Source organism: Desulfomonile tiedjei (assembly GCA_016212925.1).
GTDB lineage: Bacteria > Desulfobacterota > Desulfomonilia > Desulfomonilales > Desulfomonilaceae > JACRDF01.
This window is the reverse complement of record JACRDF010000047.1, coordinates 86,364-105,551: the sequence shown is the minus strand read 5'-3', so window position 1 is coordinate 105,551 and position 19,188 is coordinate 86,364. Positions and strand designations below refer to the sequence as shown.

General features: G+C 52.9%; 17 protein-coding genes. 10 read left to right on the top strand and 7 right to left on the bottom strand.

The window, feature by feature from the left end:
• Positions 1-39 precede the first annotated feature (39 nt).
• The 10 genes from HY913_19405 (at position 40) to HY913_19360 (ending at position 12,142) form a co-directional block, all read left to right on the top strand.
• Entirely contained in the window at positions 40-525 is a 486-nt protein-coding gene (locus HY913_19405; protein MBI4965453.1) for a TRAP transporter small permease, read from the top strand.
• Entirely contained in the window at positions 518-1,816 is a 1,299-nt protein-coding gene (locus HY913_19400) for a TRAP transporter large permease (protein ID MBI4965452.1), read from the top strand. The genes HY913_19405 and HY913_19400 overlap by 8 nt, the downstream gene beginning before the upstream one ends.
• A 41-nt stretch (positions 1,817-1,857) precedes the next feature.
• Positions 1,858-3,006: an acyl-CoA dehydrogenase family protein gene (locus HY913_19395; protein MBI4965451.1), complete on the top strand. Its 1,149-nt coding sequence runs from the start codon at positions 1,858-1,860 to the stop codon at positions 3,004-3,006.
• 94 nt (positions 3,007-3,100) lie between these two features.
• Positions 3,101-3,580, top strand: a complete 480-nt coding sequence (locus HY913_19390; protein ID MBI4965450.1) for a response regulator — start codon at positions 3,101-3,103, stop codon at positions 3,578-3,580.
• A gap of 117 nt (positions 3,581-3,697) precedes the next feature.
• Positions 3,698-5,254 (top strand): long-chain-fatty-acid--CoA ligase, encoded by a 1,557-nt coding sequence (locus tag HY913_19385; GenBank protein MBI4965449.1) that lies wholly within the window; start codon positions 3,698-3,700, stop codon positions 5,252-5,254.
• A gap of 51 nt (positions 5,255-5,305) precedes the next feature.
• The gene (locus HY913_19380; protein MBI4965448.1) at positions 5,306-6,244 is read left to right on the top strand and encodes a 2-dehydropantoate 2-reductase; all 939 of its coding nucleotides are present in this window, start codon (positions 5,306-5,308) and stop codon (positions 6,242-6,244) included.
• Between the two features lie 473 nt (positions 6,245-6,717).
• Positions 6,718-8,292 (top strand): AMP-binding protein, encoded by a 1,575-nt coding sequence (locus HY913_19375; GenBank protein ID MBI4965447.1) that lies wholly within the window; start codon positions 6,718-6,720, stop codon positions 8,290-8,292.
• A 139-nt stretch (positions 8,293-8,431) separates the two neighbouring features.
• Positions 8,432-8,914, top strand: a complete 483-nt coding sequence (locus HY913_19370; protein ID MBI4965446.1) for a (2Fe-2S)-binding protein — start codon at positions 8,432-8,434, stop codon at positions 8,912-8,914.
• A gap of 4 nt (positions 8,915-8,918) precedes the next feature.
• A complete protein-coding gene (locus HY913_19365; GenBank protein MBI4965445.1) occupies positions 8,919-9,794 on the top strand; it encodes a xanthine dehydrogenase family protein subunit M in 876 nt (291 codons plus the stop codon).
• A 14-nt stretch (positions 9,795-9,808) separates the two neighbouring features.
• Positions 9,809-12,142, top strand: a complete 2,334-nt coding sequence (locus HY913_19360; protein ID MBI4965444.1) for a molybdopterin-dependent oxidoreductase — start codon at positions 9,809-9,811, stop codon at positions 12,140-12,142.
• A gap of 412 nt (positions 12,143-12,554) precedes the next feature.
• Here HY913_19360 and HY913_19355 read toward each other — a convergent pair whose 3' ends face one another.
• The 7 genes from HY913_19355 to HY913_19325 form a co-directional block, all read right to left on the bottom strand.
• Complete coding sequence (locus tag HY913_19355; protein ID MBI4965443.1) at positions 12,555-13,679, bottom strand: hypothetical protein; 1,125 nt, start codon at positions 13,677-13,679, stop codon at positions 12,555-12,557.
• A gap of 29 nt (positions 13,680-13,708) precedes the next feature.
• Positions 13,709-14,179 (bottom strand): MarR family transcriptional regulator, encoded by a 471-nt coding sequence (locus HY913_19350; protein MBI4965442.1) that lies wholly within the window; start codon positions 14,177-14,179, stop codon positions 13,709-13,711.
• Between the two features lie 398 nt (positions 14,180-14,577).
• Positions 14,578-15,720 carry an acyl-CoA dehydrogenase family protein gene (locus HY913_19345; protein MBI4965441.1) on the bottom strand — a complete coding sequence of 381 codons (1,143 nt, stop codon included), beginning with the start codon at positions 15,718-15,720 and terminating at the stop codon, positions 14,578-14,580.
• A 297-nt stretch (positions 15,721-16,017) separates the two neighbouring features.
• Positions 16,018-16,815, bottom strand: coding sequence for an SCP2 sterol-binding domain-containing protein (locus HY913_19340; protein ID MBI4965440.1), 798 nt, complete (start codon positions 16,813-16,815; stop codon positions 16,018-16,020).
• Between the two features lie 21 nt (positions 16,816-16,836).
• Entirely contained in the window at positions 16,837-17,724 is an 888-nt protein-coding gene (locus HY913_19335) for a 3-keto-5-aminohexanoate cleavage protein (GenBank protein ID MBI4965439.1), read from the bottom strand.
• Positions 17,725-17,902: 178 nt separating this feature from the next.
• The gene (locus tag HY913_19330; protein ID MBI4965438.1) at positions 17,903-18,676 is read right to left on the bottom strand and encodes an enoyl-CoA hydratase/isomerase family protein; all 774 of its coding nucleotides are present in this window, start codon (positions 18,674-18,676) and stop codon (positions 17,903-17,905) included.
• A complete protein-coding gene (locus HY913_19325) occupies positions 18,673-19,188 on the bottom strand; it encodes a biotin/lipoyl-binding protein (protein MBI4965437.1) in 516 nt (171 codons plus the stop codon). Before HY913_19325 ends, HY913_19330 begins: the two co-directional genes overlap by 4 nt.

Below are 19,188 nucleotides of genomic sequence, written 5' to 3'. Positions count from 1 at the left end.
TCTCCGGGCGTATCGTTGGCAGCAGAGGAGAAAGAGAGAATGCAAGGATTTCTTCGCATTACCAGGGTATCCGGCAACGCCCTGAACGTGATGGGGGCAGCGCTCCTCACCCTTATGATGCTGCTTACAGCCCTTGATGTGATTTTGCGTTACCTGGGAAGGCCCATCACAGGAACATACGAGTTGATGTCCTTTGCCGGGGCCCTGGTCACCGGGTTTGCCCTCGCACAGACCAGTCTGGACGGCGCTCACGTAAACGTGGACATCATAACTCAGTCGATTTCCGACAAAAAGAAACGTGCAGTTGAGATTTTCAACAGACTTCTCGGTGTTGGAATTTTTGCCTTACTGACCTGGGGCCTTTTTGAGAAAGGGAGTGACCTTTACATGACCGGGGAGGTCTCCCTCACCTTGCAGGTCCCTTATTATCCTGTCGCGTTCGGGCTGTCCTTTTGCTGTTTTGTGGAGTGCCTTGTCCTTCTCTCGGGCATTTCCAAGGCAATTTCTGGAGAGGAACATGAATGAGGTAGTCTTTGGATTGCTTTCTCTGCTCGTCCTCTTGGCACTGTTCTTAACCGGGATCGAGCTGGCCTTTGCGATGGGAATCATCGGTTTCCTGGGATTTGCCGTTCTCAACGGATTTGATCCGGCTCTCTCGCTTCTGGCGAATGATTTTTTCGATTCTTTGGCTTCTTACGGGTTGACCGCAATACCCCTGTTTGTCCTCATGGGGCAGATTGCATTTAATGCAGGCATTGCAAAAAGGTTGTACGACGCGAACCACAAATTCCTGGGACACATCCCCGGCGGACTGGCTGTAGCCACGGTGATGGGCGCCACGGTGTTCAAGGCAATCTGCGGCTCTGTAGTGGCCACTTCGGCTACGTTTGCCAGCGTTGCCGTTCCGGAGATGTCACGGTACGGCTACAGCAAGAAACTTTCCACCGGAATAGTCGCCACGGTCGGAACCCTTGGGGTCCTTCTCCCGCCGAGCATAACACTCATAGTATTTGGTATTCTCACGCAACAGTCGATCGGGAAGCTTTTCATGGCCGGGATTTTGCCGGGCCTCCTCATGTCTTCATTTTTCATTTTCGTGATTTTGGGGTGGTGTAAGATCAACCCGAATCTCGGGCCAAGAAGTGAGAAGTTTTCGTGGCCGGAGCGGTGGAAGTCCCTTCCTGCCGTGGTGTGGCCTATAGTTATTTTTATCCTCTTGATAAGCGGGCTTATGAACGGCTTTTTTACGCCGACTGAAGCGGGAAGTATCGGCGCGTTTGCCGTTCTGATTCTATGTGTTGTGAAGAGAGATATCGGATTCGAAGGATACGCCCGGTCACTCCGGGAAGCACTGCGTACCGCGTGCATGGTCCTCCTGCTCATCGCGTTCTCAGCCGTACTGGGGCATTTTATCGCCGTCACCAATATACCTCAGGTATCCGCGGACTGGATCATGGGGCTTCCGTTGCACCGAACTGCGATAATGGTGATCATTTTGGTGGTTTATCTTCTGGGTGGCTCCTTTATTGATGATCTGGCGTTCATGATTCTAGCCACCCCCATTCTCTACCCCGTAATATTAAAATTAGGCTATGACCCCTTATGGGCGGCCATTATGGTGGCCTGCACCGTATGTATCGGGTCCGTGATCCCTCCTGTTGCCATCTGCGTATTTGTGGTGAAGAATATCACCAAGGAATCATTGAGCCTCATTTACAGCGGAGTGTACCCGTTCCTGATATCCATGATCATATGCATGATATTGTTGTTCATATTCCCAGAACTGGCTACCTATCTGCCAAGCGGGCTTATGTAATGAAGGTAGTGCGAAAGCACTGGACCGAAGAGGTTGATTGAATGGATGAGACGATGTTTAACACTGAAGAGCACCAGATTTTCCGAGACGCTTTCAGAAGATTTGTGGCCGGAGAAATCACCCCGCATGTTTCTGAATGGGAGGAGCAGCGTGCCGTACCGCGGAGTATATGGCTCAGAATGGGGGAGCAAGGCTATTTGTGTCCCTGGCTTCCTGAGGAATACGGGGGATTGGGACTAGGATTCGAGTATTCGGTCATTATTAATGAGGAGTTATTGCGGGGAAACGCATTCGGCGTCGAAGTTCCCCTGCACAGTGATGTTGCCACTCCATATATCTATTCTTACGCGTCGCCGGACATCAAGAAGCGGTGGCTTCCAGGGTGTACAACGGGCGAAGTGGTTACGGCTATTGGGCTGACCGAGCCGAACGCGGGTTCCGATCTGGCGGCGATTCGCACGCGAGCGGTAAAAGATGGCGATTCGTATGTGATCAACGGACAAAAGACCTTTATTACAAATGGTTATTTTGCGGACCTGATTGTAGTGGCGGTCAAGACCGATCCGGATGCCGGTCACCGGGGCATCAGCCTCATTCTTGTGGACAAGGACGCTCCAGGTTTTCATCGTGGCCGGAAATTGCATAAAATGGGGTACCATATGCAGGACACGGCTGAACTTTTCTTCGAGGACTGCCGGGTTCCTGCCGCTAACTTGCTTGGAGAAGAGGGCAACGGCTTCAAGTACATGATGCAGAAGCTCCAGCAGGAGCGGCTGGAGGTTTCCATCAAGTGCCAGGTCCTGGCAGAGGAAGCGCTGAAGGAGGCGCTCAACTACGTGAAGGTACGCGAGGCTTTCGGCAAACCCATCGGGAATTTTCAATACAGCGCCTTCAGGTTGGCTGATATGGCCACTGAGGTCCAACTTGGCCGCACCTTTTTGGATACCCTGATAAGGGATCACATCGCAGGCAAGAATATCGTTCAGAAAGTCTCCATGGCCAAATATTGGCTGGGTGAAATGGTAAACAGGATCGCTTATCAAGCCGTTCAGCTACACGGCGGTTACGGATACATGGAAGAATACCGAGTGTGTAAGCTGTATCGGGATGTTCGTTGCCTGTCCATCTTCGCCGGTACAAGCGAGATCATGAAGCTGATTATCAGCCGCAGCCTGGGGCTCAATCCATGACAATTTTAGTGCCAAGTCCGGCAAGAAACCGGATTCTCACTGTTACTCGTGTGGAAGCGTTTTGCTGTTTCCCAAACGCAAGCGGGAGGATGAAATGAATAGCCAAATACTCGAGGGAAAAAGGATTCTTATGGTGGACGACGAGCCTGATATTCTTAACACGGTGGTGGAGGTACTCTCGTCCTCTCAGGTTGTCACCGCCCAAAGTTTTGATGAGGCCCGCGCACTAATTGGCTCAGAATCCTTTGATCTCGTCATCTTGGACATAATGGGCGTAAACGGATTCGCTCTTCTTGAGGCTTGCCGTGCGAACAAACTTCCCGCGGCTATGTTGACGGCCCACGCGGTGAACGTTGAGAGTCTCAATCTGGCCGTAAAACTGGGAGCGGTTTCATTCCTCCCCAAAGAAGAACTTCATCGCCTGCCTGAACTTGTGGCTGAAATACTTGAGGGCTTGGAACAGGGGCAGACCCACTGGGCCAAGTTGTTTAAGCGACTGGGGCCCTTCTTTAAAGACAAACTGGGCGTACTGTGGGAAGACGAGAAATCGAAATTCCCACCGAACTACTATTGATCTCGGACCAATGGGGGCATTCGGCCGCGGGCGGGGCAATTCCATGCGAATTCCGTCGTAGATCGACCCGCGGCGATGGTGGCCTGTCAACCTGAAGTCGAACGAGAGGCGATGCTCATGAGTGTTGGAAATGTCCTTCGGAGATCCGCTTTCAACTATCCGGATAAGACCGCTTTGGTTTTTGGCGATCAGCGAATCAACTATGCCGAGTTGAATCGGCGGGTTAATTGCCTCGCCAACAGCCTGCTGAAGATGGGACTCAAAAAAGGCGACAGAGTAGCTGTACTCCTGCACAATTGTCCCGAGTTCATCGAGTTATATTTTGCGTGTGCCAAGTCCGGGGGAATCTTTGTCCCCATAAATAATCTTCTCAAGCAGAAGGAATTGCTCCAGATCTTCGAGTACCTCAAGCCCCGTTTTCTGATCTTTGACAAAGATTTCCATGAGATGGTGAAGTCGAGTGCCTCTGAACTGGAATTCATTGAATTCCCTGTTTCGCTGCACAGCGGATCGAGTGAATTCAAGCAATACGGCGATCTGGTTGAACGAGGGGAAGACACGGAACCGAGTGCGGGTGTTTCGGATGGTGATGTCGGCAGTATCTTCCTGACCTCGGGCACAACAGGGCGACCCAAGGGAGCGATGAGGACACATCGTCACGATTTGATAAATATGATGACCAGCGCGCTGGAGCTGGGGCTCAGGCACGACGACCGAGCTTTGTTCCTTTTCCCTCTTTATCACATTACCTTCGCGGATAATTTGCGCCACATCCTTATGGCCAATACTATTGTCATCAGAAGAGAAGGTGGCTTTGACCCACTGGAAGTTCTCAACATCCTCTCCGCGGAAAAGATTACCGCTTGCCAGTTTGTGCCCACCATGATTAACGCCATGCTGCAGGTGGATATGCCGGAAAAATACGATCTGAGCAGTTTCAGATTGCTCATGTACGCGGCCTCTCCCATGCCGGTGGAATTGCTTAAGAAAGCCATGAAAAGATTCAAGTGCCGGTTTTTCCAATTGTATGGCCAAACCGAAACCGGACCTTGCACGACGGCTTTGGGGCCCGAGGACCATGTGCTCCAAGGTACCGAGGCTCAAATGGCCAGGCTGGCTTCTGCGGGACGGCCCGTTGTGGACTATGAACTAAGAATTGTTGATGCCGCTGGAAATGACGTGGCCATCGGAGAGGTTGGGGAAATTGTGGTCCGTGGCGAGGCCATGACCATGGGGTACTGGGACCTCCCTGAAGAAACTGCAAAGACCATCCGGAACGGTTGGCTCTACACCGGGGACTTCGGCAAATTTGACGACGAAAGATACGTGTACATAGTCGACCGCAAGCATGACATGATTATCAGCGGAGGCAAGAACATTTATCCTCGAGAAATCGAAGAGGTCATTTATACCCACGAAGCCGTGTTGGAAGCGGCGGTCATTGGAATTCCCGATGATTATTGGGGTGAATCAGTCAAGGCCTTTGTGGTCTTGAAGGATGGTATGAAGGCCACTGAAGAAGAAATCATTACTCTGTGCAAGAATAACATCGCCAGCTACAAGAAACCCCGGTCTATAGAATTTCTGCAGCAGCTCCCGAAGAGCCCGACCGGAAAAATCCTCAAGAGGGTGATCAGAGAACAGTATTGGGAGGGCAAGGAAAGAAGGGTTTGAAGACGCTTCCCAAGAAACCACGCAGGTATCAGATAGTAGATGAGGTGAGTCATGGACGATCTTAGAATTGCCGTAGTGGGAGTTGGAGCGACGGGCGCGGTTTTGGCCGCGGCTTTGCTCAAGCAGGATCCGCAGACCATACTTGTCGATCCCAGACCCGGCTTGGGAGAACACCTCAAAAAAAATGGAATCAAGATCTCCGGGGAAGTGACCTACCAAGTTCCTGTCAATCAGTTCGTGGACCGGATTGGAATGGTCAAAGACCTTAATCCAAATCTCATATTTCTTTCCACAAAAACGTTTCATCTCCCGCGGGTTTTGGAGGAGCTGAAGGAAGTATTCACGGACGGCACGAAGATCGTCAGCACCCATAACGGATTGGGGACCGAAGATGTCATTGCCGATGCATTCGGCCCTGATGCAGCTTTCAGGATGTCGTTGAATTACGGTGTCTCGTTGAAAGGGCCGAGTGAAGTCCAAATGGCCTTTTTCAACCGGCCGAATCACTTGGGAGGTTTGACCCCGGAAAATAGGAATTTCGGATCGGGAATCGCGGAATTGCTTACAAAAAGCGGCTTAGACACCGAATGTGTGGACGATATCAAGCTCTACGTGTGGAAGAAAATGATCATGAAATGCACTATGGCATCCATATGCGCAGTCACTGACCGAACTTTGAAACAGGTGCTTGATTTTCCTCCCACCAGAGAAATAGCCGACAATTGCTTCAGGGAAGCCCTTGCCGTGGCAAAGGCTCAGGGCTATGACCTCGGAGAGGAATACCTCCGAACCGCCATGGGATATCTGGAAAAGGCCGGCGCACATAAAGACTCCATGTGCTATGACATCGCACAAAAAACACCCACGGAAATCGACTTCCTTGGCGGGAAAGTTGTCGAATATGCACGGGAATTGGGCATCGCAACGCCCTTCTATGTCGCCATGACGAATTTGGTGAAAGCGATCGAGGACAGCTACCTGCGCAAGTAGGGCGGGCTGTGCCCCATAGGCGTTAACTTAAAGGTCGTCCTCCCTAGTGTTCCGGAGGAACATTTGAGAGTAGGCCGGCGATTTATCGCCGGTAAACGAGCAGCCCAAAAGAGATTTTTCAGTCCCGGAGGGACGGCTGAACGGATACTCGCAGAACCTTGACAATCAATCGTCCCTGCCGGGACTTCGGGTCGTTTTTGTCCGCTTTCCCGGCCATAAAGAAACTGTCTCAAAACCCTGAAATGGGCGGATTTCAGCGTAGGGGCGCTTCGAGAAGCGCCCTGATTTCGGGCGGTTCACGAACCGCCCCTACCGACCATGTGTTGAAATTGTCAGTTTTGAGACAGTTTCTAAATCGCCGGGCTACTTTCGTCTCGTCCCTCTGGGACGAAAAGGTTAGGCACTAAAGTTAACGCCTATGGGGCTGTGCCCGCCGATTTGGCAACAGCATGATTAGCACGGATGGCTTAGAAATGAACAGGAGCAAATGGATCCACGTAGGTGCTGTCTTAAAGTTGAATGCCATCAACTACCCCAAGAAATTGGGATGGCAGGACACCAACAGGGAATTCACTTTTGAAGAATGGAACGACCGGTCCAACCGTTTTGCAAACGGTCTGAAAGACTTGGGAATCGGTTCCAAGGATAACTTCGCCGTCATTTCCTACAACCGCGGGGAATGGATGGACATCTACGCGGGCTGTGCCAAGGGCGGCCAGGTGGTTGTCCCGATAATGTTTCGTCTGGCTGAACCCGAAATTGAGTACATTGTTAATCACTCGGAATGCAAGGGGTTTATTGTCGAAGAGCCCTTTGTGGCAATGATAGATCGCATCAAAGACAGGCTTCAGGTCCCTAAATCCGCATATATCTATCTCGGGGACGGGCCCGCGCCCGAAGGATACATCGGGTATGAAGAGCTGCTGGCAAGATCTTCATCGGATGAGCCGGACCACTTAGTGGATGGGGATGATACGTGGAACATCATGTACACTTCGGGGACCACCGGGCGGCCCAAGGGGGTGGTCCGGACCCATGAAAGCCACCTCGCTCATTACATGTTGAGCAATGTGAACATGGGTGTGCGGCCGACGGACAAAGCCATGCTTGTCATGCCCATGTGTCATGTAAATTCCATACAGTATTCCTTCCCCTACACCCTGGTAACCGCGCCGGTTTTTGTCTACAATAGGATGAGCTTTGATCCTGAGGACTTGCTGAGGGCTATCGAACGGTATCAGATCACTTTTACCTCACTGGTTCCTACCCATTATCGGATGATCCTGGATTTACCCGGCAATCTTAAGGAACGGATGGATGTTTCTTCCATTCGGCAACTGCTTATCTCTTCCGCTCCGGCGAGCAAAGAGCTTAAACTTGCCATTATGGATTACTTCAAAAATGCGGAGCTTTGGGAGGCTTACGGCAGCACCGAAGGAGGATTGGCAACCCTGCTGAGACCGGAAGATCAATTGCGCAAGCTAGGCTCGATCGGCAAAGAGATCTTTGGCACGGATCGTATCAGACTACTGGACGAAGACCGCAATGAGGTCCCGGATGGAGAAGTCGGGGAACTGTTTTACCGGGCACCCTGCGTCTTCAAGGAATATTTCAAAGACCCGGAAAAGACAAAAGAGGCTTTTGAAGGAGAGTGGTTTTCCGCGGGCGACATGGCCAAACGTGACGAGGAGGGCTATTACACGCTGGTTGATAGAAAAGCGAACATGATTATTACCGGGGGCGAGAACGTTTATCCCTCCGAAGTGGAAGGGGTGCTCCGGCATCATGAGGCAGTAAAGGACGCCGCAGTAATCGGGGTACCGGACGACAAATGGGGAGAAGCGATCAAGGCTGTTGTGGTGCTGAATGAGGGACATGCCGCGGGAGAGGCCTTGGCCCAAAGCATCATCGACTTTGCGCGAGGCAAAATCGCCGGATACAAGCGGCCGAAAAGCATTGACTTCATAGTGGAAGAGGAGATGCCAAGAACCGCAACCGGAAAAATACTCCATAGAGTTCTCAAGAGCCGATATGGTGATGCGCAATGAATTTTGCGGGATACCTCAAGAGGGCACGGCACGCCGTGCCCGGCAGGACTCGGAATCAAACAAATGACCCCTTGAATGATGCTCGATGAAACGAATTATCGAGCCATCCTATAGGGTACTTGGATAGAGGTGAAAGGAAATGAAACACCAAATCAAATTCAAAGTGAATGGAGACGAATATTCACTGACCGTCGATCCCTGGCGGACTCTCAATGAAGTGCTTCGCGAAGACCTTAACCTGACCGGGACCAAACTCGGCTGCGGCACCGGTGATTGCGGGGCTTGCACGGTCATGGTGGACGGCCGAACCGTCAGCTCATGCTTGACCTTGGCCGTCTCCGTGGATGGAAAAGCAGTCAGGACCGTCGAAGGGCTAGCCCCCTCGGGTGAAGAGCTTCACCCCATACAAGACGCTTTTATCAAAACCGGGGCTATTCAGTGCGGCTTTTGCACCTCCGGCATGGAGATGTCGGCTCTGAATCTTTTGAGCCACAATCCTTCACCCAGTGAAAAGGAAATTCGGGCCGGCCTTTCCGGGCATCTATGCAGATGCACAGGATACAACCAGATTGTGGAAGCCGTTGGAGTTGCTGCGGAAAGCATGAAGAGGAAGAAGGGGTAGACCGATGAGAATGCCAAAATTCGAATATTTTGCGCCGACAACGCTGGAAGCGGCCCTGAAGTTGCTCGCGGACCGGGGAGAGGGCGCTCATCTGTTGGCAGGCGGAACGGATGTTCTGGTAAAAATGAATCATGGCCGTCTTAAGCCCAAGGCGATCATCGGGATTCAGGGAATTGACGAGCTGAACGGGGTCCGTTTTGATGCTAAAGAAGGCCTGACCATAGGAGCGACGGCTCGACTCGCAGAAGTCGCGTCCCATCCGGACGTCCTCAATTACTATCCAGCCCTAGTCAATGCGATTCTTTCCATGGCGAACGTGGAAGTTCGCAATATGGGCACCGTTGCCGGCAACCTCTGCAATGCAGCGCCTTCTGCCGACAGTGCGCCTCCTCTTATGACAATGGGAGCGGAAGTGACATTGGTAAGCCTCAAAGGTGAACGACGGCTGCCTTTGAATCAGTTTTTCAAGGGACCGGGAATTACGGTGATGGAGAACGGGGAGATCATGACTTCCATACGTGTTCCGGCTCCCCCGCCTAAATCAGGGGCGTCCTACAAACGCATATCCTGCCGCTGCGGAGTTGACATCGCTGCCGTTGGAGTAGGTGTCATGGCGGTCTTCAATGGTAAAGGCTGCAAAGAGGCCGGCATTGTCCTTGGCGCGGTTGCCCCCGTCCCCTTACGAGCCACAAAGACTGAAGGCCTTATGAAGGGCCAAGCATGGACGAAAGAGCTTATCGAACAGGGAGGCGATCAGGCTGCCGAAGAAGCTAAGCCCATAACGGATGTGCGAGCAACCGCGGAATGGCGAAAGAGAATGGTGGCCGTGCTGACCCGGCGTGCCCTTGAAGAAGCCTATGAACGGGCAAAGAGAGGCTAGCGAAAGGAATGACCATGAAACAGTACAACATTATCGGAAAAGATGTCCCGAGGACAGACGCCGAGACCAAGTCCAGGGGATCTGCCATATACACGGATGATATGAAGCTCCCGGGGATGCTACACGGACGGATATTGAGGAGCCCGTACCCTCACGCGGCAATCAAGCACATTGACACTAGCCAGGCAGTGGCTCTCCCCGGAGTGAAATGCGTAATCACCGGGGAAGACACGCCTAAAATAAAATATGGCAACTGGCGGCTGTTTGCAGAAACTCAGGACGAGTATCCGCTGGCGGTTGACAAGGTGCGGTTCATAGGCGACGAAGTAGCCGCTGTGGCCGCGGTAGACAAAGAAACCGCAGAAGAAGCTCTGGAACTGATTAAGGTGGAATACGAGGAATTGCCGGGGATTTTCGACGTTGATTCCGCCATACAAGCCGGCGCGCCGGTCCTCCATGATTACTGCCCGAGCAATGTCAGCGTGAATCGAAAGATCGAGTACGGAGATGTGGAAAAAGGCTTTGCAGAGTCTGACTATGTCCGGGAAGACACGTTCAACGTTCACGCGGTGGTCCACGCATATCTGGAGCCCTGCTCTGCCTTGGCTCAAGTTGATTTGGACGGACGGATTACCCTCTGGACGTCCACTCAGGTGCCTTACATAGTGCAGTGCCTCCTGGCCTCGACGCTCGGCATGCGGGAAAACGACATCCGAGTAATCAAGCCTTTCGTGGGAGGCGGGTTCGGCGGGAAAATGGAATTGAGGGCCTGGGAATTCTGCGCCGCGTTTATGGCCAAGAAGACCGGCCGGCCCGTGAAGTTTACCCTTAGCAGGGAAGAAGAGTTTCTCGCAGGCCGGCGCAGACACCCAATGAAGATCCAATCCAAAGTGGGATTTAAAAAGGACGGGACCCTGGTTGCCAAGGACCTGCGAATCCTGCTCGACGGTGGAGCCTACAACGCTATGGGACCCACTGCCACGTTCCTGTGCGGCAACTTCGGCGCCATGCTTTACCGCTACCCCAGCTACCGATTTCACGGGCAACACGTGTACACGAACAAACCACCCGCCAGCGCCATGCGGGGTTTTGGCGCACCGCAGTCTCTTTACGCCAGTGAAATCCAGATGAACATGGCCGCAGAGGAGCTGGGATTAGATCCCATTGATATCAGGTTGAAGAACGCGCAAGTGAGCGGGGATGTAATTCCGGAAACCGCCACCATTTCCAGTTGCGGCTTCATTGATACCATAAAGTCAGTGGCGGAGATGAGCGGCTGGAAGGAAAAACGGAAAAACCTCAAGCCGGGTCAGGGGATCGGTATCGGGTGCTACAGCTTTATTTCCGGCGGAGTGTTCAACTGGTTCAACACCCAGTATCCTTTCTCTGCTGCTGAAGTCAGGGCGTTTTCAGATGGCACGGTGCATCTGCTCACCATGGCAGCGGATATAGGACAGGGTTCGGACACGGTCCTCAAACAGATCCTGGCGGAAGAGCTGGGCCTGACTATGGAGGACATCCGAATAACCTCCGCTGACACGTCCATGACCCCTCAGGCCGACTTGGGTGCATGGGGAAGCCGCATCACCCTGATGGGCGGGAACGCTGTGCTCGACGCGGCCAGAAAGATTAAGGAGCAGCTCTTTGCCGCGGTATCGGCCAGGTTTAATCTCAACGTCATCCACGAGATTGAATGTAAAGGCGGAAGGGTGCAGTCTAAAACCAAGGCATCGTATGGAATGAGCTTCGGAGAGGCCGTTGCCATGGCGCAGAAGGCAAATCGGGGAGAACCCCTCGTCGCACGGGGCTCATACACTCCCAGGGACAAAGGCCTGGTGACCCCTGCCTTTGGTTTTGGCGCTCAGGTGGCAGAGGTGGAGGTCGATAAAGAGACCGGGCAAGTAGAAGTCAAACAGATGTGGACAGCCCATGACTGTGGAACGGTGATCAACCCGAGAAACGTTGAAGGACAGCTCAACGGCTCCATTCAAATGGGCCTCGGGTATGCCCTTTATGAGCAGTGCGTGATGGACGGGGGCAAAACCCTCAACACCGACTTTGCGGACTACAAAATGCCGATGGCTATGGACATGCCGCCTAGCGAAGTAACCCACGTTGATACGTATGAACCGGAAGGACCTCTGGGGGCCAAGGAATGCGGAGAGGGCCTTGCATCCCCGACGGCGCCCGCTATTTCCGATGCCGTTTATCACGCCACGGGTTATCGCTGCAAAGACCTGCCCATCACCCCGGAGAAGATACTGAAATACCTTGACGAGAAGGCAGAGCAACCGTTGCGGCGCTTGGAGGAAGTAGCGGTCACGCAAACCAAATTCAAACGCGGCTGATACAGCGGCGATAGCCAGTATTTTGTTGGATTGGATCATAGGCAAACACGGACCTGAGCAAGCTCAGGTCCGTGGCACCCAAAGCGGGTATTGACCGGCTAGTCGCTGCCACATGCCAAGGTGGCAGGCTATTTGAAGGGGATGACACTAACCGTTGTTTCGCTTCTTTTTCATTAGAACCGGCGCCATGAAAACAGCATCACTTGGGATGGGTTTGTATTCAACTTCAAGGTATCGAGCTTCAGGAATAGAAGTAACTCGCAAGAAAGCAACTTCTTGAGCCTAAGCGGGATCGCTGAGAAAACAAAATATTAACCAGAATATATTACGCATCATTATGACCGCCGTACTAATCTGCCCTTCTCCGGAGGGCACGGAGCGCAGCGGAGTACAAGTCCGGTAGGAGGGATTGTTAGGCAGTATTTCCTCCAGCCCGGGCACTTTCAGCTTTTGACCTGTAGTACTCGACCAGGGCTTTGTTCGTACGCTCAAATGACAGCTTTCTCTCTCCGTCCTCTCGCACCGATTCTTGGAATGCAGCAACTTCCTGCTTTGAGTGATACGCAGCCAAGATTTCCACAAGCTTCTTGTCGTCTATACAGTCTTTGAACATATCTCGGGAAGACACGAGTGCCCCACCGTACGGGCGCAGCTTATATACGCTTTTAATTATTTCATAGAACTTTTTTGTGTTTCCCAGGCCTCTTTCGCAAAGAGCTAAATATCCGTTATATACGGTGCTATCTTTGCTAAATTTTGGCCCATGCTTACCTATGAATTTCTTGCACGATTTATATCTTTTGGCGTGGAACAAGTGCTGTATTTTGTAAATAAATTGATCGCGGTCCATGCGACGCCTATTTAGTACAATTTGTTGTAGCTCGCAAAAGAGTTTGTAAAGCTGACAAAGGTTGCGCTTACGGTAACTGATGGTAGGATTGACTGGAAAGTAAGATATCCCATTAATCACGACTTCGGCGCTTGCATTGACGCTGCCCGAGTCAAAATCATACTCCCGAAGTTTCTCCCTGATTCTTTCAATGAGAATTATTTCTTTCGCTGTTGCATAAGTGTGAAGGCTGATGATTTTGTTAGCCAATTCGTCTATGGATTGCGAGCGCTCCAAGACCTCTGGACCAATAACCAAGAGGCTACCTCTAATGCGATGGTCGTAAAAATAGGAAGCGTTTAGGCATTTGTTTGCAAGCCCCATCGCGATGGCATCTTCGCATAGCTGGCCTGAACGGATCTCGCTTTGATAGTCGGAAGGGCTGTTGTTGTGATGCCCCATGATCGCGTCGAATACATAAAAGAGATTCGTATAGGTCTCAAACAATGCCAGCTCAACAACTGGACGCAGTTTCCTTCGTCTTTCCCTTTCCGGCAAGTAAGAAAATGTGACCCAAAAAATGAACGCCGCAACGAGAGAGAGAAAGACAGGGTAGGCAAATTTGCTGGTTTTCGCCCACTGGTCGAGGATAGACAGCGATACTTCGACTACTTGCATGGCTTGGGAGGTGATTTCGCGAAGTGTCATCTAAACGCCTTTGTAGAAGTAGTTCGTCATTACTTGGGCTGCGATTTTCTCCTTGTCTGCTTGGATATATCTAGCAGTGTCTCCAATAGGTCGGACTTCTCTTCGTTGGAGTATTTCATCAGGTATCTTTTCAGGTTCTGTTCTTTGTGCTCGTAGATAGCCTTTAATACCTTTGTTCCCGCTGGCGTGATTTGAAGCCTCTTGATCCGGTCATCGTTCGGGTCGCTTTTCCTGACAATAAAGCCGTTTCTTTCCAATCTCTTGGCTATGCCCGTCAAGTTGGCGCTCGAAACCAACATGATTCGGTTCACGTTTCTCATGGTATTTTGGCCGCTTTCGCAGGCATCCAAGATCCTGAGCACGTTGTATTGAGAGAATGTCAGGCCCCAGCGATTCAGGAGCGCTGAGGTGTTTTTCTTGAAGCCTTCGGCAATCCTGACCATTGCCATCAGCACTCTTTCATCAATGCTCATATCGCTCTTGTACACGACATCGGACATGGGGCTGTGCCCTTCTCTAAATGAAGTATTTTATTCAATAAGTTAAAAATAAAGGCGTGAATTGTCAATGAGTGAATTAATCGCCGGGTGAGGCCGCGGCTCCGCGTCGGAAATTGTAGTGCTTGCCGATTTTTTGGTCCGACAAGGTGGTTCAGTCAATTCTATCGCTGACGCATACAATCGGCGGGCACGGCCCGCCCTACGATTGGGCGACACACCTTCCGTAGGGCGGGCCGTGCCCGCCGTCATACAGGGATTGACAGTGGGGAGACGGTGGAGGCCGCGGGCTCTTGATAATACCCCGGCCGCGATTCGGATGAAAAACTTGGCAATGGATATGTAGATACGAGCATTGCCCGGGATTCTTGTGGAATGAAACAGGTGTCAGCAGACCGGGTTCACAGGATGATCTTTGAAATGATCTCCTTCATTATCTCGGTGGTACCTCCACCGATGGACAATATGCGGCTGTCACGATAGAGCCTTTCGATCGGGTATTCCCTCATGTACCCGTATCCGCCGTGAATCTGAACCGCGGCGTGACAGACACGGTCGCAGATGTCCGTAGAAAAAATCTTGGCCATGGAGATCTCTTTGATCATGTTTTCGCCGGCTTGAATCTTTGCCGCGACCCTGTATGTGAATTCCTTGCTTACTTCCACCAGGACCGCCATGTCTACCAGCTTGTGTCTCGTCACCTGAAACCCGGTGAGCTGTCTGCCGAATGCCTCGCGAATATGAGCGTATTTTATGGACTCATCCAAAGCCATTTGCGCGGTGGTGTTTGCCATCAAGGCCAGGTATAGCCTTTCCTTCTGAAAGTTCTGCATCACCCCGTAGAACGCCGCGCCTTCCTCACCAAGGAGATTTGCCGCAGGAACGCGGACATCGTTCATGGACAGTTCCGCTGTGTCGGAAGCCCACCAACCCATCTTTCTTAGCTTCTTGGAAACCGTGAACCCTGGTGAATCGGTCTCCACCACGAGCAAGCTTACCCCTTTGGACCCCGGTCCTCCGGTCCGCACCGCCATTGTCACAAAATCGGCGCGAGTCCCCGAGGTGATCATGGTCTTGGTCCCGTTGACGATGTACCATTCCCCATCCCTTACCGCACGGGTCCGAATGTTGGCAACGTCTGAGCCGCCTCCCGGTTCGGTGATGCCGAGGGCCGCGATTTTTTCGCCGCTCAAAACCAGAGGTATGAAACGTGCCTTCTGTTCCTGCGTGCCCATAGAAACGATGGGGGGCAGCGCTATGGAATGAGACATCAACCCCGCGGCCAGACCGCCCGACCCACAGCGGGTCAGTTCCTCGGTCACCACCACCTCGTGGAACACATCCGTTTCGATGCCGCTCCACTCCTCCGGGCAGCAAAGGCCCAGAAGTCCGATGTCCGCGGCTTTGCCGTAGAGTTCCCGTGGAAACTCGCCGGCCTCCTCCCATTCCTCGACATAGGGTTTAATCTCGCGCTGCACAAACCTGGCTACCGTGTCTCGGAGAATGTGGTGGGTCTCTTTGAAATAGTCCAGATCGCCTGACATCACTTGTTCCTCGCATTAGGCAAATGAGGATTGGAGCTGCTGTTCATTGGCACGCGTGGCCGCAGCCGCGCGGTGGTCGCGGGTAATTTGAAAGCTTTGATGACTGGCAGGAAAGCCCGTGAAGGTCAACGGCTGTCCCGCGTTCAGCGGGATCATTGCGAGGACGTGAGCCCGAAGAGACCCCCAGCATCCCAGTCAAAGGAGATTGCTTAGTGGCTTCACTCCTCGCAATGACACAATTAGATCCGGCGATTGCCGAGAAAATGTGTATAGTCCCGGCCCGGTTTAAAGTTGTTGTTACCCCAGAGGGAACAGCGTGGGAATCCGCTGTGCAGCCATAATGTCGCCGGATGCCTTGAGTTTTCCCGTCATGAAAGCCGTCATGCCGTTCAGCGTGCCGTTGCACATGGCCAGCCAGTCCTCATCGGCCATTGTCAGGGTCACATTGGGGCTCTCGTGGACACCTTCGGCAACCTGGCAGGTGCTGTCTTTCACGACGACATTCCAATCCCCGCCCTGCGCGCCGGTAATGTGAAACTGGAAAGTCGTATTCACACCAGCGGCACTGGCCGCGTTGAAAACCTGGGGCATTTTCTCGAAAACCTCTTTAACTGAAGTAAGCGCCATGTTCTTTCCCTCTCTTTGTTTTTTGGAAAATAGATCTTCCTGTTTTGGCGGAGGTATGACTACGGCTTCACCCTTGGCCACTGTCTCTCCCCGCTGGTTAGTCCACAGAAGACTCATTTTGACCCGACGTTTGGCTTCGAGTTTTTCCACGACCTCGGCACTTGCCGTGATGGTGTCGCCGAAAAAGGTCGGTGCAACAAATCGGGTGGTTATCTCCAGTGCAATGGTCCCCAGTCCGGGAAGCTTTGTCCCAAGAACAGGGGCTATGAGGCACTGCGGCAAAGCTCCGTGCGCAATACGCCGACCAAAGGGCGTCAGGCGTGCGAATTCCTCGTTAACATGCAGGGGGTTAAAGTCTCCACTGATCCCGGCAAACAGGTATACATCGGTTTCGGTAATGGTTTTGCTGAACGAGGCCTTCATCCCCTTTTCCAGCTCATCATAACTGAGGCCCAGATCAAATTGCATCATCTTTTCCTGATACGTTTGTTATATGTTAGTTAGTTTCAGCCGCTCGCGGCACTCTTCCACTGTTGCGGGCTCCCGTCCCTGATCCCTGACCATACGCGCGGCCTTCTCCACTAATTCGCCGTTGGATTTGGCCATGACATTCTTGTTCATGTAGAAGTTATCCTCCAGCCCCACTCTAATGTTGCCTCCCAGGGCAATTGCCGCGGCGACGAGGCGCCACTGGTCAAGGCTGATCCCGATCACCTCCCAGTCACTTTGAGGCGGCAGGGCCTGCACCATGTTCACCAGATTGGGGACCGTGGGCGGGACACCGCCCAAGACCCCTATGATGAGACTGAACTGATAGGGCGGCTGGAGAAGGCCCATGTCTATCAACGGATAAGAATTGCCCACATGCCCCATGTCAAAGCATTCCAGCTCCGGTTTGGTTCCTGCCTCGTTCATGGCCTGGACAATCTGCACTATCTCCGAGAACGGATTTGGAAATACAAACTCGAAAACGAACCGCTTTTTTTCCGCGCTGTACTTGGCGTAGTTCATGGAGCCCATATTCAGAGCGCCCATTGCAGGTCTAATTCCTTGGATGTGAGCGATTTTCTGCTGGGTGCTTATGTTAATCGCGCCGGTGGAGAAATTGATAATGATCGGACATTCGGCGGTTACCGCGTCATATATGTTGCGATAATCCTGCACTTCGTAGCTGGGCGCGCCGTCGGGCGTCCGCGCGTGGATGTGGACCACCGCGGCCCCGGCCTCGTACGCACGCTTGGCCTCTGCCGCATACTCTTCCGGTCTGTACGGAATCGCCGGGCACTGATCCCTGTTTGCTACTACCCCTGACAGGGCGCAGGTTATCATGCACGGCCTTTCATAGTTCTGGTTGTCTTTGATCCATAGTGACGGCATGAAGTAACGGATCTCCTTGTTGGAAGAGTTTAATTCGTATATCGAACGTTACACCCGCTCCAAACCCTAGTGCTTTCCCACGCCGGCGGCGGCAAGATATAAGAGTTTTTGGGGAGGGGTCCGGGGAGGGCCTTTTTGTTCGCCCTCCCCGGAAATTCTCCCGAAAGTCCTTCCGCCTTCAGCGGCGTTTCCAGGCTGGTTGTCTCTTTTGCACGAAGGCAGTCAGTCCTTCGATTGCGTCCTCTGTTGCCGCAACATCCGCGAGTCGTTCGCACAGGACGTCAAGGGCCTGGCTCAGCGGCAGATCCTCGGCCTCGGCCAGGGCCTTGCGACCTATTTCCACAGCCAAGGGTGCTTTTGCCGCGATGTCGGAGAGCGCCTCATTCACGACCCAATCCAACTCCTCGGCCGGGACGGTCCTGGTGATAAGCCCCATCTGCTCCGCTTCCGCCCCGGAGATCATTCGCGCTGTGTATATCATTTCCAGTGCCTTTTTCCGGCCCGCGTTGCGGAAAATCAGCGCGCCTATCATCATCGGGAAGAGGCCCACATTCACTTCGGGCGTCCCGAACTTAGCCCCTTCCCGTGCGTAAACAATGTCACAGGAAAGCATCAACCCCATGCCTCCCGCGAGACAATGGCCGTTGACCTTTGCCACAAGCGGCTTTGGAAAAGTGGACATTCGCTTCAGGAGGTTTGCATACTTCATGGCCCCGGCCATGTGGTCCTCTCCGCCGACAGCGGAAGCGAGATCCGCGCCTGAACAGAAAGCTTTATCCCCCGCCGCGGTCAGACAGACCGCCCTAACTGCCTCGTCCGCCTCGGCCCTGTTCAGGTAATCGAAAAACAACTCTATCATTTCAACGCTCAGGGCGTTGCGGCGAACCTCCCTGTTGATGACGATCCACGCAGCTCGGCCTCTGACTTCGTAAAGAAGTTCGGGTTCGGTCATTCTTCCACTTCCTCCCTCGGGTCGATTTCCACGAGGATCTGCCCGGGGGCCACCTGCGCGCCCATTTGGGCATTCACCGCCCGCACCGTACCCGCGTACGGAGCGCTAAGAGTCATTTCCATTTTCATTGCAGAGATCACCACCAACGCCTGTCCTTTTTCAACGGTCTGCCCCTGTTGTACCAGCACTCGAACCACCGAGCCGGGTGTCGGAGGCGTCACTTCGCTTGCGGCAACTCCGGGGCCACGGCTTTTCCTCGGCTCTATCTTGTCGGCATCTTCAACCAGGCGAGCGCGGCCGTCGTGCCAGATCCAGGCGCCTTGCCCATCCGGCACAACATAAAGGTTCGCGGCTTTCCCGCACATTGACAGACGGACGTGTTGGGAAGAAACGGATTCAACCTTGACGGAACACGGCCTCCCGTCCACGGTCATCTCACCGCGGCCCTCTGCATCCCGCGGGCCTGCTTCCACAGGATAAAGCTGATCTCCGATTCTAAGCCTGTAATCCAT

Coding starts and splice junctions, on each gene's coding strand:
- HY913_19405 (MBI4965453.1), top strand. CDS start 40: ATGCAAGGATTTCTTCGCATTACCAGGGTATCCGGCAACGCCCTGAAC.
- HY913_19400 (MBI4965452.1), top strand. CDS start 518: ATGAATGAGGTAGTCTTTGGATTGCTTTCTCTGCTCGTCCTCTTGGCA.
- HY913_19395 (MBI4965451.1), top strand. CDS start 1,858: ATGGATGAGACGATGTTTAACACTGAAGAGCACCAGATTTTCCGAGAC.
- HY913_19390 (MBI4965450.1), top strand. CDS start 3,101: ATGAATAGCCAAATACTCGAGGGAAAAAGGATTCTTATGGTGGACGAC.
- HY913_19385 (MBI4965449.1), top strand. CDS start 3,698: ATGAGTGTTGGAAATGTCCTTCGGAGATCCGCTTTCAACTATCCGGAT.
- HY913_19380 (MBI4965448.1), top strand. CDS start 5,306: ATGGACGATCTTAGAATTGCCGTAGTGGGAGTTGGAGCGACGGGCGCG.
- HY913_19375 (MBI4965447.1), top strand. CDS start 6,718: ATGAACAGGAGCAAATGGATCCACGTAGGTGCTGTCTTAAAGTTGAAT.
- HY913_19370 (MBI4965446.1), top strand. CDS start 8,432: ATGAAACACCAAATCAAATTCAAAGTGAATGGAGACGAATATTCACTG.
- HY913_19365 (MBI4965445.1), top strand. CDS start 8,919: ATGAGAATGCCAAAATTCGAATATTTTGCGCCGACAACGCTGGAAGCG.
- HY913_19360 (MBI4965444.1), top strand. CDS start 9,809: ATGAAACAGTACAACATTATCGGAAAAGATGTCCCGAGGACAGACGCC.
- HY913_19355 (MBI4965443.1), bottom strand. CDS start 13,679: ATGACACTTCGCGAAATCACCTCCCAAGCCATGCAAGTAGTCGAAGTA.
- HY913_19350 (MBI4965442.1), bottom strand. CDS start 14,179: ATGTCCGATGTCGTGTACAAGAGCGATATGAGCATTGATGAAAGAGTG.
- HY913_19345 (MBI4965441.1), bottom strand. CDS start 15,720: ATGTCAGGCGATCTGGACTATTTCAAAGAGACCCACCACATTCTCCGA.
- HY913_19340 (MBI4965440.1), bottom strand. CDS start 16,815: ATGCAATTTGATCTGGGCCTCAGTTATGATGAGCTGGAAAAGGGGATG.
- HY913_19335 (MBI4965439.1), bottom strand. CDS start 17,724: ATGCCGTCACTATGGATCAAAGACAACCAGAACTATGAAAGGCCGTGC.
- HY913_19330 (MBI4965438.1), bottom strand. CDS start 18,676: ATGACCGAACCCGAACTTCTTTACGAAGTCAGAGGCCGAGCTGCGTGG.
- HY913_19325 (MBI4965437.1), bottom strand. CDS start 19,188: ATGGATTACAGGCTTAGAATCGGAGATCAGCTTTATCCTGTGGAAGCA.